This window comes from Erwinia sp. B116, from assembly GCF_002865965.1.
Lineage (GTDB): Bacteria > Pseudomonadota > Gammaproteobacteria > Enterobacterales > Enterobacteriaceae > Erwinia.
The window spans coordinates 33161-48870 of record NZ_JRZZ01000025.1 but is presented as its reverse complement, the minus strand read 5'-3'; the positions used below and the strand labels follow the sequence as shown (position 1 = coordinate 48870).

The window sequence follows — 15710 nt, the reverse complement described above, 5'->3', positions numbered from 1 at the left end:
ATCACTATGAGAAAAAACGACCTTCCCCCTCCCGTTCCTGCCGCCCGCTCTGTTACCGGCATGATCGCCATCGTCGGCTGTGACGGCTGCGGAAAATCCACTCTGACCGCCGATCTGGTCAGCAGGATGAACCTTCAGCGCGCCACCACGCGCTGCTATCTGGGGCTGATTTCGGGGGAACAGGGCGATAAAATTAAGCGCCTGCCGCTGATCGGGCCCTGGCTTGAGCGCCGCCTGGCCGCCAAATCAGAGAAAACACAGAGCATGCGCAACCGGTCGCCGCCGCTGTGGGCGGCGCTGGTGATGTACGGCCTCTCGTGCTGGCGGGCGAGAAATTTACGCAAGGCGCAGCGTCTGGCGGCCAGCGGCGTGCTGGTGATCGGCGATCGCTATCCGCAGGCTGAGGTGGCAGGTTTTCACTATGACGGGCCGGGGATTGGCCCTGAACGGGCTAACGGCTGGCTGATCACCCGGCTGGCGCGTAAAGAGCAGCAACTCTATCGGCAAATGGCGTTACTGCGCCCGCAGCTGATTATCCGCCTGGCGATTGACGTCGATACCGCGTTTTCCCGTAAGCCCGATCACAGCTATAGCGAACTGGGTGACAAAATCGCGGTGATGACGCGCTTAAACTATAACGGCGCACGCATCGTCGATCTGGATTCCCGCGCGCCGTATCAGCAGGTATTCAGCGCGGCGCTGGCGGCGCTGTCCGGCGTGGCCGTGGCAGGCGAAGAGTCTGCCAACTGCGATCACAGCCTTTTTTCAAATAACCGGTAACGTTTGTAAGGGTCGGCGCCGATGCGTTCCAGTATGCCGCGCATGCCGGCGTTGGACTCTAAGATCCACGACATCTCCACGGACTCGATATTGCGGCGCATCAACGCGTCGCGCAGGGCTTCAATCATCAGCAGCGCCACCACCGGCCCCAGGCGGCTGAACTGATGCGCCTTGATCACCCCCATCAGCGGCACCCGCGCGCTGCGCACCCCGCGCACCTTTAACCGCCACAGCAGCTTCGCCCAGCCAAACGGCAGCAGGCTGCCGTTTAAGTCAGCGATGGCCTCATTGATATTCGGCAGGCCGACGATAAAGGCGATCGGTTTACCCGCCATTTCGGCAATACAGATCAGATCGTCAGGCACCAGTAATTTGAGCTGATCGCCCATCGCGGCAAATTCGTGTTCGGTAAAGGGCACAAATCCCCAGTTGTTCTGCCAGCCTGAGTTAAAGATTTCACGCAGCAGCTGCATCTCTTCGGCGAATTTTTTGCGGTTTAGCGGGCGGATGGTCACCTTATCGCGCGCGTGGTCCATCAGTTTGCGCAAAGAGGTGTTGAAGTGCAGCGTGCTGAGGCGCATCGAATAGGCCAGCAGGTCGATGCCTTTGCGGTATCCCTGCTGCATTACCCGGTCGGCATACCAGGGTTTGCCGTGCAGCATCAGCGCCGATGGCGGCGTGTTAAACCCCTCCATCAGCAGGCCGCTCTCCTGGTTAACGTTGAGGCTGAAGGGCCCGGTGATGTTGCGCGCGCCTTTTGACCGTAACCACTCTTCGGCGGCGTTAAATAACGCGCTGAAAACCTGCGGGTCGTCGATGGCATCGATCATGCCGAAGTGGCCGCTATCGTCGCCGTAGCGCTGGCGGTGGAGGGAGTCAATCTGCGCGATGATGCGGCCAACCACTCTTCCCTCCCGCTCTGCCAGCCATGCCTGCCACTCCACATGCTGCGCTGCGGGGTTGCGGGCTGACAGATGCTCCCGCCGTTCAAGACTGAGGGGGGTTATCCAGTTTGGGTCATCCTGAAAAAGCGTGGTGGGAAAGCCGATAAATGCGTTGAGATCGCGTTTTGAGACAACTTTTTTTATTGTAATCATAAATACCATCATGTCGATTTTTTATAACAACACAGAGCCAGCGCGGCCGGACAGATTAATTTCTTTACCAGGTCACGCATTAACAAATCATGCTAAAGATATCGACATAATATAATTAACCACTGATGTACGCCCTTAGCCAAACACCAGGAATAACCTGATAACAAACGGGCAATTAATGCTTTATAGCCACACTCACCTCATTCCGGGTAAAAAAGCACGGATCAGACATGACATTGCGCAGAAAATAAATAGGATAATCAACTCCATTTCAGAGTCAGGCATAAAACGTGGTCTGATGTTGTGCAAACTGATAACGCTGCGGGGCTGTGATTTGCTGTTAATCATGCATTCAGCCCCGTCCTTGCTCTGTTTCTTTAGCCTGCGCACCGCATTATTCGCTGCGCATCAGCTATACGGGATGCCAGCGGCCTTACGTTATAAATACCCGGTTAATTAATATTCGCCTGCTGTCACGACACCAGGTACCGATTAAGAAAGGCCGGCCGTGATCACAACAATCAACCGTTTTTTTGTCTTCTAAGGATACGTTGTCAATGTCCGAAACCAGCTCGATCCATACCCTCCCCATCCGCTATGCTGATTTTCCTTCGCTGGCAGCGGCGTTGGATTACGCGGCACAAGGCAGCACCGGCATGAACTTTTACGACCGCCGTAATCAACTGGTAATTGCGTTGGAATATCGGGAGTTACGCCAGCGTGCGCGCCAGGCCGCCCGTCGACTGCTTTCCATGAGTTTGCCCCGGGGCACGCGCGTTGCGCTGTTCGCGGAGACCCGTGCGGAATTTGTCGACATTTTTTTTGCCTGCCAGTATGCCGGCCTGGTGGCGGTCCCGCTGGCCATTCCGCTGGGGGTTGGCCAGAGTGCGTCCTGTATCAGCAAACTCGAACGGCTGCTCAGCAGCTGCCAGCCCGCCGTCATTATTGCCGGCAGCGAGTGGCTACCGCTGATCCATGCCGCACAAATCCCCCCCGATCTGCGCATTCTCAGCCATGATGACCTCAACGCCCTGCCTGAATACGAGGTGACGCTGTGGGCTCCGGCTCCTGACGATATTGCCTATCTGCAATATACCTCCGGCAGCACCCGCTTTCCGCGTGGGGTGATCGTCACCCAGCGTGCGGTGATGGCCAACCTGCGGGCAATCGGCCAGGACGGTATTAAGGCGCACGCCGGGGATCGCTGCGTCTCATGGCTGCCGTTCTATCACGATATGGGTCTGGTGGGCTTTATGTTAACCCCGATGGCGACACAGCTGTCGGTTGATTACCTGCGTACGCAGGACTTTGCCATGCGCCCGCTGCTGTGGCTGAAGCTGATTACCCGCAACGCCGCAACGATTTCGGTTGCGCCGCCGTTTGGTTATGAAATTTGCCTGCGCCGTAGCAGTGAGAAAGAGCTGGCCGAGCTGGATCTCTCCAGGTGGCGCGTAGCAGGTGTCGGCGCTGAACCGGTTCCCTCCGATCTGCTGACGCGCTTTTACCATCGCTTCAGTCAGGTGGGGTTTGCCCGCGACGCCTTTATGCCCTGCTACGGGCTGGCTGAAAACACCCTGGCGGTGAGCTTCTTCGATCGCGCAACCGGCCCGCAAAGCCACATTGTTGACCGTCATATTCTGGAGCATGAAGGCCGCGCGGTTGAGCCGGTTGACCCGGCGCGCGCGTGGTCAACCTTTGTAAACTGCGGCAAAGCGCTGCCCGGCCATCGTATCGAAATTCGTAACGATCGGCAGCAACGGCTGCCAGAGCGTCAGGTCGGCCATATCTGCATCGCCGGCCCCAGCCTGATGAGCGGCTATTATGGCGATGCGGACTCACAACAGCAGATCCGCGCGAACGGCTGGATGGACACCGGCGATATGGGCTATCTGCTGCAGGGCAACCTGTATATTACCGGCCGTAAAAAAGACCTGATCATTATCCGCGGCCGCAATATCTGGCCACAGGACATTGAAGGGGTGGCCGAATCAGAGCCGGAGTTCCGCAGCGGCGATGCGATTGCCTTTGTTACCACGCCGGGCGGTGAGGATGCCGCGCGCATTATTTTGCAGATCCAGTGCCGGATCAGCTCCGCCGAGCGGCGCAGCCAGATCGTTCATTCACTCTCATCACGTATCCAGAGCGAGTTCGGCGTGGCGGTGGATATCATGCTGGTGCCGCCCCACAGCATTCCCAAAACCTCGTCCGGCAAACCCTCCCGCGCCGAGGCCAAAAAACGCTATCTGACCGGGTCGGGCGCGCCGCCGCCGCGGCTGACGGGCCATGCGCAATGAACGCCACCGTCGCGTTAACCGGCGCGACCGGATTTATCGGCAAACATATTGCCGAACACCTGCTTGCCGCAGGTTTTACCGTGCGCGCCCTGACCCGCTCGCCGGAGAAATCTGCCGACCGCAGGCTGGCCTGGGTCCACGGGTCGCTGGAGAGCTCCGACTCGCTGCGGGAGCTGGTCAGAGGGGCGGGCTCGGTTGTTCACTGCGCAGGGCGGGTGCGCGGGCAGTCTCAGGCCGCCTTTATCACCTCGAACGTTACCGGCAGTATGCGGTTGCTAGAGATGGCGAAGGAAAACAGCTGCTGTAAACGCTTCCTGTTTATCTCGTCGCTGGCCGCCCGCCATCCGCATCTCTCGTGGTATGCGCACTCCAAATATGTCGCCGAGCAAAGGCTGACGGCCGAAAAAGGGCCGCTCGCGCTGGGGATATTTCGCCCGACGGCGGTGTACGGGCCCGGCGATAAGGAGCTGCAGCCGCTGTTCCGCTGGCTGCTGCGCGGCCTGCTGCTGCGGCTGGGCCAGCCGCAAACACAGCTGTCGTTTCTGCACGTCTGTGATTTAGCCCATGCCGTCATCCGCTGGTTGCAGCATCACGACGCTGCCGCCGGCCCTTATGAACTCTGTGACGGGCTACCCGGCGGCTACAGCTGGCCACGCCTGCGGGAGATCGGCGCGGCGGTGCGCCATGGCCCGGTAAGACTGGTAGGCATTCCGCTGCCCGTTCTCAGGCTGCTGGCCCACCTGAGCCAGGCCGTACAAAGGATCTCCCGCAAAGAGCCAATGTTGACGCAGAGCAAAATCGGCGAGTTGACCCATCCCGACTGGTCAGCGAGCAACCAGCTGCTGTCTGAGCGCATTGACTGGGCACCGACGATCCGCCTGGAGCAGGCGCTGCGTGACGAACTGTTTTGATAATACTGACGACAGGGTTACAGAGACGATGATGCAAAAACGCGAAATAGTAATGAACGATATTCTTGAGTGCCTGCAGGAGCTGGTTGCCGGCACACACCCGATCCGACCGGACAGTGACATGGTCAATGAACTCGGGCTCGAATCGATTAAGGTAATGAACCTGCTGATGCTGCTGGAGGACAGGCTGGATATCTCAATCCCGATTAATATTCTGCTGAATGTCAGAACGCCTGAGCAGTTACTGGAAGCTATTACGAAACACCAGGAGGAATGCAATGGGTCTGTTTGACCGTTTTGAACGCCTGGCTGACGAAAGAAAGCAGCTGCAGGCCTCCGGTTTAAATCCCTTTGGCACCTGTATTGATGAGATCTTCTCCGCAACGCAGGGGCGAATTGGCGATCGCCATATTATTCTGGCCGGCACCAATAACTATCTCGGCCTGACGTTCAGCCCGCAGGCCATTGCCGATGGCCAGGCGGCGCTGGCCGCCGAGGGCACAGGTACCACCGGCTCGCGGATGGCCAACGGCAGTTTTGGCGCGCATCTGGCGCTGGAGCAGGAGATCGCGGCGTTCTTCAATAAACCCACGGCGATCGTCTTCTCTACCGGCTATACCGCCAACCTGGGGGTGATCGGCACCCTGGCAACGCCGGATTCGGTGGTGCTGATTGATGAGGACTCCCACGCCAGCATTTACGACGCCTGTACGCTCGGCCAGGCGCAGATTATCCGCTTTCGCCACAACGACGCCCAGGATCTTGAACGGCGGATGGTGCGGCTGGGTGAGCGCGCGCGCGAGGCGCTGATTATCGTTGAAGGCATCTACAGCATGCTCGGCGACGTGGCCCCGCTGGCGGAAATCGTCAGGATCAAACGCCGCTACGGCGGCTATATTCTGGTCGATGAAGCCCACTCTTTTGGCGTGATGGGTGCCACCGGGCGCGGGCTGGCGGAAGAACAGGGTGTAGAGGATGAGGTCGATATTATCCTCGGCACCTTCAGCAAAAGCCTCGCCTCAATTGGCGGTTTTGCCGTGGGGGATAAGGCGATGGAGGTGCTGCGCTACAGCAGCCGCCCGTACATTTTTACCGCTTCGCCCTCGCCGTCGGGGATTGCCACGGCACGCTCCGCGCTGCGCAGCATCGCCAGGCCTCATCTGCGTGAAAAGCTGTGGCATAACGCCCGCCGGCTCTGTCACGGGCTGGCAGAACTCGGCTACCGGCTGGGGCCACGCGTCAGCCCGATCGTGCCGGTGATAATCGACTCTAAGCAGGCTGGACTGGCGTTATGGCGCCGGCTGATCGACAAAGGCGTGTATGTGAACCTGGTATTGCCACCGGCAGCGCCCTCAGGAATGACACTGCTGCGCTGCAGCGTCAACGCCGCACACAGCGATGACGAGATTGACGCCATCATCCGGGCGTTTGCTGAACTGAGAAGATAAGGCGCGTGCCCCGCTGCTTCCTGAATGGGGAGCAGCGTTTACTGAGGTACGGACAGCTCCGGATAGCCGATAGCCGTTAGCCAATAGCCAATAGCCGACAGGATATGACGTGTAGCGGGTAAGTGGTTACCGGTTACAGATAGCGGGTAACTGGCCGCAGGTTACAGAATAACCGTTACCGGATCAGCTGATGGATTAAGCCCATCACCTGCCTCACCTCCTGCGGCGTCAGGGCACCGTCTTTGACCCAGCGCACACGCCCCTGCTTATCCAGCACGATAATCGTGGAGCTCTGCTCCTCCAGCCGCCAGGTTTTCGCGCCCGTGCCCTGGCAGTCAATGACAAACTGCGCCCAGGGATAGCGCCGCTGGTTCTTCGCGATCTTCGCGCGCACGATAAATCCGCTGCCGAACAGTTCGTCAGCGGTATTCACGATGGTGGTGGGCTGAAAGCGATCGGCAGGAAAACGAGCGGCTTTAATCGCCTTGATCAGGATGGCATTTTTCTTTTTCGCCGACCTGCGCCCGGCCATATACTGCACCACCCGTACCTTGCCGGCGAACCGCGCGCTGCTCCACGGTCGCAAGTGAATTGCATCGTTCTCCAGCACCATTTCCCCGCACTCGTCGATGGCCACCGGCGGTAGCGGCTGCCCGATCGGCAGATCCTGTGCGGGTGCCAGCGGCGGCAATATCAGCAGCGCCCACAGCAGCACGGTTTGCAGCTTCATACCGGCACTAATCCCTGGCTGACGTGCCCGGTGAGCAGCCGGAGCTGCTGGCTAATCGCCGCATCTAACGCATCGGGAGTGTCATAATGGCGGCGGCCGGCGAGCTTGTCGGCCACCATCCCATCATGACGCTGCCCCATCAGCCCGTTGATATTCGCCAGGAAACGCGAGGTCTGGTAAGCCTGTCGATCCGCCGGGTACAGCGATCTGAGGGTGTCGTAATAGGAGACCTGCTGGCTGATGATTTTACGCACGTCGTGAAACTCGCTGCCGGTGAGCTGCGGCTTCATGCTCAACGTCCGCAGCTCGTGCATCTGTTGCTGGCAGTGGCGCATAAACCCCGGCAGGTTATCGAGGCGCGTATGGCGCAACGTACAGCGCATCAGCGCCCACAGCGGGCGGCTGAGGAGAACGGTCAGCAGGGTGCCGTACAGGCGCAGCGTTTGGTTATTGCCGTAGCGAAAGGCGTCCTGAAAATGTCCGAGAAACACCGTAATCAGCCTCAACAGCCACGTTGAATCATGCTGCCGGCGATACAGCCGCTGTGCGAAGCGCAGATGCTTGAAGCGTGCGCGGATGCTCTTGTAGCGCATCCCCTCGGCCTCGGTGAGCGTTGCCCCTCTGAGCACTTTTCTGACCAGCGCGCGCAGTTCACGCCGGCTAAAGCCCTGCTCCCACAGCTGCAGACAGAGGGCGTAGTTATCCTCGATCGTCGCCTGGGTGCAGGGTGCCGCCAGGGTTGCCGGTAAGCCGCTGGCGTCACCGATGCGGTCATCTTCATCCAGCGCTGTAAGCAGCAGCTCGACCGCCTGAGCAGAAAACGTTTTAAGTCGGGTTTTGAATATCATTTTGTTATCTCAAGCGGCGTATCGGTGTGGATCGTGCGGCGATGTTGCCAGGCCCACAGGGTCAGAATCAGCATCATCAGGACCTCGAGGCACTGTCCGCCCAGGTAAGCGCAGGCCGAGCCCTGCACCCGGTAAACGTGTGACAGCACTACCAGCAGCGCAATATAGCCGGCAGAAGCGAGGGCCTGCACGGCTAACCAGGGGCGTTGGCGACCCGCCATCAGCAGCAGTGATTCCTGCGGAAAGCCGATCATCGATACCACCACCGCCCCTAGCATAATCTGGATTAAGCCGTAAGTTTCCAGATACTTATCACCAAAGATCAGTGAGATCAGTGACTCACCCAGCGTTAACATCAGCAGAGAAAACAGCAGACCAATCCCCCCCGCCAGCAGGGCAGCACGCAGCCCCAGCAGCCAGGGGCGCTGGCTGGCCGGATCCAGACGCATTACTTCAGGATAAAAACTCTTCTCCAGCAGTCTGGCCGGGGTGCCGGCGGCATCAATAAAGGTCATGGCGATTTTAAACAGCCCGGCCTCAACCGGCCCGATCACCACGCCGACCAGCACGGTGCTGCAGGAGTTGCGCGCCGCCCAGATCGAGTGCGACAGGTTGGTGGTCCAGACAAAGTTCCAGGCACCGGCAATCTTCCGCCCGACGCTGAACAGCGCCGGCCGCAGCGCGTTATCGATCCGTCTGCGGCGCAGCTCCCGCGCCGCTAGCCACCAGAACAGCAACCCACCAGCCACGTTAGCAAGATACCAGGAGGCAACAAAACCGGGAAAACCGGCCCCGGTCAGCAGGGAGGCTACGCTGCCCAGCGCCAGCAGCAGCGGTTTAGTCGCCTGCTGGATGGCAATCAGGTCGAAGCGATCGCAGGCGCGTAAAACACCGGTCGGCGTCGAGGAAGCCATGGCGGGGATCAGCGTGCAGGAGAGCAGCGCCAGCCGGAAACTGCTGGCATCCAGCCCCAGCGAGGCGGAGAGAAACGGCAGTAACAGCATGCCGCCGGCGACGGCGACGGCGCTGCTCAACATATCCAGGCCGACCGAGAAGGTGATGACCTCCCGCACGCGCTGCGTATCCTGACGGGTCAGCGCCGGCACGCCGAACTGCACCACAAACTGCCAGGTCTGGAATTTAACGAGATCGCTGACGGCTTTGGTATAGGCCTGAATCACCACCAGCACGCCAAACATCTCTGGCGACATCCCCCTGCCGGCGCAGGAGAGCGCCAGCAGGCCTAACAGTGCGCTCACCGCATTGCCGGAGAGCAAAAAAGCACTGTTCAGTAAAATAGTGCGAAATGCACCATCGGCAAACCAACGTCTCATCATTAATGACCTGCTATGCGGGCTGCGTTAGCCAGGGCGGATTAAGGAAACTCAACGGGGAGTTTTTTTTAGATAACATGATGGCGCAGTATATTTCCGCAGGTCATGTACTCATCGGAAACGTATTACCTGAAGCATCACTGTTGTACCTGATTAATTCATAACAGGTTGACTGACCGTCAAAGATCCGCTGCAAATGATAAATAATGTCGGTGCGGCAGGAGATGCGTATCGTGCTTTTAATCCGCAGGCGCCGCGCAGGCAAGCAGAGGCGCTGGTTATTTACAGATTGTCACCAGATGAATGAAAAATTAGCACCTTATGAACATATTGCCTCCGTTAACCGCTTCATTCTGTTGCCTCAAAAACAGCCGCGGCTTCTGCCGCCAGCATCGGGACTAAACCAGCGGGAAATATGAATCTTATTGAGCACTATATTATGCGTGAGATCCGCCGCCTGGTGATGGTTATCGTCGGTTTCCTGATCTTTATTTTTGCCATCTATTCTGCGCAACGTTATCTGACCGAGGCGGCAAATGGCACCCTGGCACTGAAAGCGGTCGCGGCGATCGTTTTTTATAAGGTGGTTATTGCGCTGGAGATGCTGCTGCCGGTCGGCCTGTACGTGGCGGCCGCCGTGGCGCTGGGCCAGCTCTACAGTAACAGTGAGATCACCGCGCTTTTTGCCGCCGGCATCAGCCCGCTGCGCATCTATAAAGCGGTACTCATGCTGGCAGTACCGCTGGCGATGCTGGTCACCGCCCTGTCGATGGTTGGCCGTCCGTGGGCCTATGCGCAGATCGACCTGCTGCGGCAGGACGCACAGTCGACGCTGGACGTCGGCCATCTGCAGGCACAAAAATTTAATCTGGATGATAACGGCAGCATGATCCTGGCGCAGCAGGTTGACCGAAACCTGAATCATCTGTCTGACACGCTGATCTACCGCAGCACGGCGAATGTGACTACGGTACTGCGGGCCCGCTCGGCCAGCGTCGCCTGGCCCGACGGCGTGCCGGTAGTGACGCTGCTGGCCGGATCGGCTTACACCCTTGACCACCACGGCATGGCAGATAACCAGCATATCTATCAACGTCTGCAGCTGTACCCTACGCCGGCGAAGCCGGATGACGATGCGCGCAGTAAATCCCTCTCCGTGCGGCAGCTGGTAGCCTCTTCTTCCCCGACCGATGCAGCTGAGCTGCAGTGGCGGGAGAGCCGCGGCATCACCACCCTGTTAATGGCGCTGATGGCGGTTTCGCTCAGCCGCCTGAAGCCACGCCAGGGGCGGTTCACCACTCTGTTACCGCTGGCGCTGGTGTTTACCCTGATTTTTTTTGGCGGTAACGTCTGCCGTACGCTGGTCGCCACGGGCACCCTGCCCGTCATGCCCGGCGTATGGCTGTTTTCACTGCTGATGCTGTTGGGCGTGTCGGCCCTGTCAGCGCGTGACTTCGGCCTGTTGCCGATCTTCTCCCGATGAAACTCGTCAGTCGTTATCTGGTGCGCCACATTTTTATCGGATTTTTAGCCGCGGCCGCGCTACTGGTCCCGCTTTTTACCCTCTTTGATTTTATTTCTGAACTGGAAGACGTCAGTGCCCGGGGCTATCACTGGACGCAGGCGCTGGCCGTGGTGCTGATGCGCGTACCCCGGGTTATCGTTAACCTGAGCCCGTTTATTGCGCTGCTGGGCGGCATTGTCGGGCTGGGGCAGCTCTCTGCCAGCCAGGAGATGACCGCCATCCGCATGGCCGGTTATTCAGTGACCCGCATTGCGCTGGCCGCCCTGTCGGCCGGCGCGATTTTTACCGCTTCGCTGGCCGCCGTTGATGAGTGGGTGGCGTCACCGCTGCAGCAGCGCGCGCAAACGCTGAAGAACCGGGCGCTGGCAAACGGCCTCAACGGTGAAGCGTCACAGGGTGCGCTGTGGGCGCGGCGGGATAATGAATTTGTCAGGGTGAAGAGCGTCGATACGCAGGGCCAGCCGGAGGGCATTGAGATATTTTACTACAACGCCGACTTTTCACTGCGCAGCTATGTGTATGCCGGGACGGCCACCCTTGCAGAGGGTGCCACCTGGATACTGCATCATGCCCGGCGGAAAGAGTGGTCAGGGGGGAAAGAGTCGATGGTCACTCAACCGGTTTTACCCTGGCAATCGCTGTTTCCCGGCAACAATCTGCAGACGCTCTCTCTGCCCACCGACAGCTTCACCGTCTCTCAGCTCAGGCAATATATCGCCTGGCTGCAGCATACGGCACAGCCCGCCGCGCAGTACCAGATTGCCCTGTGGCAGAAACCCGCACGGCCGCTGCTGCTGCTGGCGATGATCTTACTGGCCCTTCCCTTCACCTTTGGCCATCCGCGAACGCCGGGGATGGGCAGTCGTCTGTCGCTGGGGGTGATTGTCGGCCTGCTGACCTGGATCTTCGTGCAGATTGTGATTAATTTAGGGCTGCTGCTGGCGTTTAACCCGGCTCTTACCGCACTCGGGCCGTCACTGTTGATGCTGATCGTCGCGCTGTTGCTGGTCGCTCGGGTTAACAGGAAACCTTAGCGGGCTCAATGCAGCTCAGCGGATAACTGCTGGATCCTACTTTTAACGTTAACCGTGCCTGCCCGACTGCCCGCCTTCAAATGCGACAGTCGGCAGATGATCTGTGATCCTTAGTTTATAAAATTCAAATATCACGGCGACTATCGCCGTAAAAATAAACTTCAACAAACCAAAGTCGCTCAAAGGTTTGCCAAAATTAAAATATACGGCAATAATCGCCGTATAAATATTAGGCTATAAACCAGAGGCAAACGTGCTCAATACGAAATCAAGGACCTTACTTAAAACGCTGCTGCCATCGGGACTGGTAGCAACCAAGTCATGGCTCATCACACAGGGTCTTAGCCTGCATTTTATTGATAATGCAGTTAAAAACCGAACATTGGTGCCACTGGCTGTTGGGGTTTATGTTCGTGATACCATTCAAGTCAGCTGGCAAGGGGTCATCGCCTCACTGCAACGTATGAGCGATATACCGCTACATGTTGGTGGACTTACGGCGCTTGATATTGCAGGACTGTCCCACTATCAATCGAGAGCAAAAGTCGCACTGGTGGCGCTCTATTCTTCTGAGCCGCTTCCGACCTGGCTGCACAGGATTGAGCTCAACGCACGGTTTAGCTGGTACAGTACAAAACGCCTGTGGCCTGCATCGGTTATGGAAAACAGCCCCTTTATGCAAGAAAACCAGTGGCAGCCTTCACTTCCCCCGATGTTCTACTCAACGCCAGAAATGGCGATGCTGGAACTGCTAGCTAACGTTCCGGACAGCGTCAGTTTTGAGCATGCGGATCAACTCATGCAGGGAATGTCGACTCTCTCACCACGGCGGCTCAATGTTTTACTGAAGGCGTGCCGCAGTATTAAGATCAAGCGATTGTTTATGTGGCTGGCTCAGCGCCATAATCATGCCTGGCTTAAATACCTCACGCCTGACAGCTATGATTTTGGTTCCGGTAAGCGGGAAATTGCCAAATCAGGCCGTCTGGACAGGACGTGGAGCATCACCGTACCAAAGGAGTTGTAATCATCAATGGACAGAAGCAGCCTCTACTACCGTCAGGTACAGCTTTTATTAAAGCTCATCCCGTTTATTGCAGCACATGACTGCTTTGCACTTAAAGGCGGTACGGCCATCAATCTTTTTGTTCGGGAATTGCCGCGTCTGTCGGTGGACATCGATCTGGTATTTCTGCCGGTGATGAATCGCGATACCTCACTGGGCAGAATCAAAACGGCACTTGATGAAATAGCCACGGCGATTCTGACAGAAATTCGGTGCAGCCAGGTCAGCAAATCTTACGACGACAAAAGAGATGCGTTGCGGCTGAATATTGCCCACGGAGGGGTTCAGGTAAAAATCGAACTCTCACCCGTGTTACGCGGAACTGTCTATGATCCGGAAATGCTTGCGGTGAGCCACGCGGTGGAGGATGAGTTTGGTTTTGCAGAGATGCCGGTAGTGTCATTTTCCGACCTTTATGCAGGAAAAATCTGCGCCGCACTCGATCGCCAGCACCCCCGAGATCTCTTCGACGTAAAACTGCTGTTGGACAATGAGGGATTCTCCGATGAACTTAGGAAAGCGCTGCTGGTTTATATAATCAGTCATCCGCGCCCTGTCGCCGAGCTCCTGAGGCCTCGTTTCATCGACATATCTGCACTTTATGAGGGTGAGTTTCGTCACATGGCAGAGGTTGATGTTCCTCTGGCAGAACTGTCTACGGCACGGCAAAAAATAGTTGAACTGATTAATCAGTCAATGACCAGCGAAGAGCGGTCGTTTTTACTCTCCTTTAAAAACCGACAACCCGTGTGGACACTACTGGGGCTGCAAGGGGTTGAGCAGTTGCCAGCAGTACGCTGGAAACTGCAAAACCTTGCAAAAATGCCAGTGGAAAAACATGCTGATGCACTGGCAAAACTGCGTGATGTCCTGGGCGTTTAGATCAATGTGGGAATATCGGCTAAATCAGCTTCTGCGCGAGACACCGTATTAACCGTTATTCACCCAGACGTCATTGCACTGGCTAACCGCTTACGGCACCACCCTGCCCCGTACCACTACCTTGCCGGCCTTACTCTCCTGCTCGCCGACCCGACGGATCGCCAGGTTCAGCGCCTGCCAGGCGATCTCCTGTAAATCATGGGTGATGCAGGGGAAGTGGAAGCCGTAGATACCGGCATTGGCCACCTCGTCGATGCTGAACAGTGACACCTGCTGCGTCAGCGCCAGCTTGTGCTCGATGCAGGCTTTGATAATCCCCAGCGAGATCTGGTTATTGCAGCCGACAAAATAGTCCGGTGCCGGGTTGTCCGTCAGCCAGCGGCGGGTCTCCTGCCAGGCGGCATCCATAAAGAAGTCCGCGTGCAGCACTTCAAAGGAGGCTATCCTGCCCTGCAGCGCCGCCTGCAGGCCGATCACCCTTTCGCGCGCCACGTTGGAATTTTCCGGGCCAGAAACCACCACCACCCGCTGCACCTGCTGCTCCAGCAGCCAGCGGCCAGCCTGCAGGCCACAGTCGAGGTTATCGATATAGACGCCGCTGCACCAGCCGGCGTCCAGCTCACGATCCACCAGCACCACCGGGATGTTCAGCGTCTCCAGACGCTGCAGATAGGCCGGGCGATAGTGGAGATCGTTGGAGATCACCGACAGGATGATCGCATCAACGTTATAGCCCATCAGCCGGTCGATGATGCTGTTCTCCGTCTCCTGCGATTCATAAGAGTCAAACACCAGCGTGTCGTAGCCCAGCTTCTGCGCTTCCAGGGTCATTAGCCGGGTCAGGCCGCCGAAGAACGGGTTAGCCATATCCGGATTAACGATGCCGATGGTCTTACTGCTTTTTGCCCGCAGGCTGCGGGCGGCGGTATTCACTACGTAGCCCAGCTGCTCTGCCGTTGCCAGAATGCGCTGCAGGGTCTCCGGGTGCACCTTGTCCGGCTGCGAAAACGCCCTTGAAGCGGTAATTTTACTGACGTTTGCCTGCGCGGCAACGCTGGCCAGCGTTGCCTTTTTTCCCCGCGCCACAGCCAAATGCAACTCCTTAGTTAACCCACACGATTAAGCATCATTTTGTATCATTGCTGACATCATGACAGATCCGCTAAAGCGGTGCTATCAGAGATTATGCCCGCCAGGCGGTTAATCCGCGGGTCGGTGAAAATATCCAGCTCATCGCGGCTTTCGGAAGAGAACTCCGACACCACCGCGCCCTGCTCCCCGGCCTGGAACCAGTGGCGGGTATTGGGGGCAATGGTGTACTGCTCGCCGGGGCGCAGCAGGATATAGCGGGTGCAGCCGTACCAGGCTTCCGATCCGGGGGGCACCCGGCACACCGGTTCACCGCCGGCGTCGTTAGGCGTCAGGCTGTCGTCATCCACAAACAGATACACCTCCCCCCAGCGGCAGCGGAAGGTCTCCTGCTTGCCCGGCGTGCCGTCAAACGGCGGATGCAGATGCTCCGGACAGGTCTGGCGCGGGAACAGCACCAGCTCTTTGGCGCAGTAGCGCGGCGAGTTGGCGTAGGTCAGCAGCTGCAGGCCGGAGGCCGGATCGTTCAGGCCAAAGCCCGCGATTTCAATGCGCTGGCGCTCCTGTTCGGTGAGCACAATGCTGGCCCGCTGCAGGTAATGCAGCGTCTGTGAGACGGCATCGGAAGCTGAAGTCATGGTTACCTCTGAGTGATTAACGGTATCGGTATCA

The 15710-nt window shown here is 58.0% G+C and carries 16 protein-coding genes; 10 read left to right on the top strand and 6 right to left on the bottom strand.

What is annotated here, in order from left to right; genetic code table 11:
• The first annotated feature begins 6 nt into the window (after positions 1-6).
• Positions 7-780 (top strand): hypothetical protein, encoded by a 774-nt coding sequence (locus NV64_RS16135; RefSeq protein WP_056238709.1) that lies wholly within the window; start codon positions 7-9, stop codon positions 778-780.
• Here NV64_RS16135 and NV64_RS16130 read toward each other — a convergent pair.
• Positions 753-1877, bottom strand: coding sequence for an N-acetyltransferase (locus NV64_RS16130; RefSeq protein ID WP_056238706.1), 1125 nt, complete (start codon positions 1875-1877; stop codon positions 753-755). The two genes, NV64_RS16135 and NV64_RS16130, sit on opposite strands and share 28 nt — an antisense overlap.
• A gap of 557 nt (positions 1878-2434) precedes the next feature.
• Between NV64_RS16130 and NV64_RS16120 the strand changes: the two genes are divergently transcribed.
• The 4 genes from NV64_RS16120 to NV64_RS16105 are packed head-to-tail and all read left to right on the top strand — an operon-like array spanning position 2435 to position 6530.
• Complete coding sequence (locus NV64_RS16120; protein WP_101506312.1) at positions 2435-4171, top strand: fatty acyl-AMP ligase; 1737 nt, start codon at positions 2435-2437, stop codon at positions 4169-4171.
• A complete protein-coding gene (locus NV64_RS16115; RefSeq protein WP_101506311.1) occupies positions 4168-5082 on the top strand; it encodes an NAD(P)-dependent oxidoreductase in 915 nt (304 codons plus the stop codon). Before NV64_RS16120 ends, NV64_RS16115 begins: the two co-directional genes overlap by 4 nt.
• Before the next feature lie 31 nt (positions 5083-5113).
• Positions 5114-5374, top strand: a complete 261-nt coding sequence (locus NV64_RS16110; RefSeq protein WP_056239688.1) for an acyl carrier protein — start codon at positions 5114-5116, stop codon at positions 5372-5374.
• Positions 5361-6530, top strand: a complete 1170-nt coding sequence (locus NV64_RS16105; RefSeq protein ID WP_056238688.1) for an aminotransferase class I/II-fold pyridoxal phosphate-dependent enzyme — start codon at positions 5361-5363, stop codon at positions 6528-6530. The genes NV64_RS16110 and NV64_RS16105 overlap by 14 nt, the downstream gene beginning before the upstream one ends.
• A gap of 175 nt (positions 6531-6705) precedes the next feature.
• Here NV64_RS16105 and NV64_RS16100 read toward each other — a convergent pair whose 3' ends face one another.
• From NV64_RS16100 to NV64_RS16090, 3 genes are read right to left on the bottom strand one after another with little or no spacing between them, the layout of a single operon-like run.
• On the bottom strand, positions 6706-7260 hold the full coding sequence (locus tag NV64_RS16100) for a YtfJ family protein (RefSeq protein ID WP_101506310.1): 555 nt from the start codon (positions 7258-7260) through the stop codon (positions 6706-6708).
• Entirely contained in the window at positions 7257-8108 is an 852-nt protein-coding gene (locus tag NV64_RS16095) for a hypothetical protein (RefSeq protein WP_101506309.1), read from the bottom strand. Before NV64_RS16095 ends, NV64_RS16100 begins: the two co-directional genes overlap by 4 nt.
• Positions 8105-9442, bottom strand: a complete 1338-nt coding sequence (locus NV64_RS16090) for a lipopolysaccharide biosynthesis protein (RefSeq protein WP_101506308.1) — start codon at positions 9440-9442, stop codon at positions 8105-8107. The genes NV64_RS16095 and NV64_RS16090 overlap by 4 nt, the downstream gene beginning before the upstream one ends.
• Positions 9443-9666: 224 nt before the next feature.
• On the opposite strand from NV64_RS16090, the gene NV64_RS24145 reads away from it, so the two are divergent.
• The 5 genes from NV64_RS24145 (at position 9667) to NV64_RS16070 (ending at position 13949) form a co-directional block, all read left to right on the top strand.
• Complete coding sequence (locus NV64_RS24145) at positions 9667-9861, top strand: hypothetical protein (protein ID WP_158239900.1); 195 nt, start codon at positions 9667-9669, stop codon at positions 9859-9861.
• Entirely contained in the window at positions 9858-10925 is a 1068-nt protein-coding gene (gene lptF / locus NV64_RS16085; RefSeq protein ID WP_101506307.1) for an LPS export ABC transporter permease LptF, read from the top strand. Before NV64_RS24145 ends, lptF begins: the two co-directional genes overlap by 4 nt.
• Positions 10922-12001, top strand: a complete 1080-nt coding sequence (gene lptG / locus NV64_RS16080; protein ID WP_101506306.1) for an LPS export ABC transporter permease LptG — start codon at positions 10922-10924, stop codon at positions 11999-12001. Before lptF ends, lptG begins: the two co-directional genes overlap by 4 nt.
• 253 nt (positions 12002-12254) lie before the next feature.
• Positions 12255-13028 carry a type IV toxin-antitoxin system AbiEi family antitoxin domain-containing protein gene (locus NV64_RS16075; protein ID WP_056238666.1) on the top strand — a complete coding sequence of 258 codons (774 nt, stop codon included), beginning with the start codon at positions 12255-12257 and terminating at the stop codon, positions 13026-13028.
• A 6-nt stretch (positions 13029-13034) separates the two neighbouring features.
• The gene (locus NV64_RS16070; protein ID WP_056238664.1) at positions 13035-13949 is read left to right on the top strand and encodes a nucleotidyl transferase AbiEii/AbiGii toxin family protein; all 915 of its coding nucleotides are present in this window, start codon (positions 13035-13037) and stop codon (positions 13947-13949) included.
• A 90-nt stretch (positions 13950-14039) separates the two neighbouring features.
• Here NV64_RS16070 and NV64_RS16065 read toward each other — a convergent pair whose 3' ends face one another.
• Entirely contained in the window at positions 14040-15041 is a 1002-nt protein-coding gene (locus NV64_RS16065; protein ID WP_056238661.1) for a LacI family DNA-binding transcriptional regulator, read from the bottom strand.
• Between the two features lie 56 nt (positions 15042-15097).
• Positions 15098-15676 (bottom strand): hypothetical protein, encoded by a 579-nt coding sequence (locus tag NV64_RS16060; RefSeq protein WP_056238656.1) that lies wholly within the window; start codon positions 15674-15676, stop codon positions 15098-15100.
• Positions 15677-15710 lie beyond the last annotated feature (34 nt).